Here is a 676-nt window from a genome sequence, read left to right as displayed (position 1 = left end):
TTGACATCCTCGGATCAACGCTCAATTGACAACTCCCCGAGGCTTAACGCAGCCTTTCACGTCCTTCATCGGCTCAGCATGCCAAGGCATCCACCATGCGCCCTTAATAACGAACACACAAACCACCACACACAACAAAAATCATGTGGGTGGCCACACAAGTGAACTTGACAAAAAATTGACTAAAGAAAAAAGAAATCACACAAACACACACAAACAAACCACAAAAGCAATCCATTTAATGCGTGTTTAATGCTCGCGTCCACTATACAGTTCTCACACAACACCCCAACCACATTCCACCAACACCACCAGTGTCAACAAGAATAATGGTCAGGCACAAAAAAGGGGGATAATGCCCCAGACACCCAACAATGCACCAACATACAAACAATTACTTTTCACTGTGCATGGACAACGTGTGTCACAAAGCGCCATTCAAACACTCAGTCTGTCTCATAAGGTGTGTGTTTCACCCGGACAATTTTTCAATAATAAAAGTTGGCAGTATGACACTCGCATACTCAACCAACCACAGGGTGCAACTGCACCCACAAATAAAAGCTCCTTAGAAAGGAGGTGATCCACCCGCACCTTCCGGTACGGGTACCTTGTTACGACTTCGTCCCAATCGCCGATCCCACCTTCGACGGCTCCCTAACAAGTTTGGGCCACC

General features: G+C 46.6%; 2 rRNA genes. Both read right to left on the bottom strand.

Annotation, left to right across the window (positions count from 1 at the left end):
- Nucleotides 1-117, bottom strand: a 23S ribosomal RNA gene (locus MHY22_RS11510); the annotation flags it as partial.
- Nucleotides 118-572: 455 nt separating this feature from the next.
- A 16S ribosomal RNA gene (locus MHY22_RS11505) occupies nucleotides 573-676 on the bottom strand; the annotation flags it as partial.

Origin of the sequence: Corynebacterium sp. ACRPO (assembly GCF_022347205.1) — a bacterium.
Classification (GTDB): Bacteria; Actinomycetota; Actinomycetes; order Mycobacteriales; family Mycobacteriaceae; genus Corynebacterium.
The sequence above is the reverse complement of the archived record's forward strand: the minus strand, read 5'-3'. Positions and strand labels throughout refer to the sequence as shown.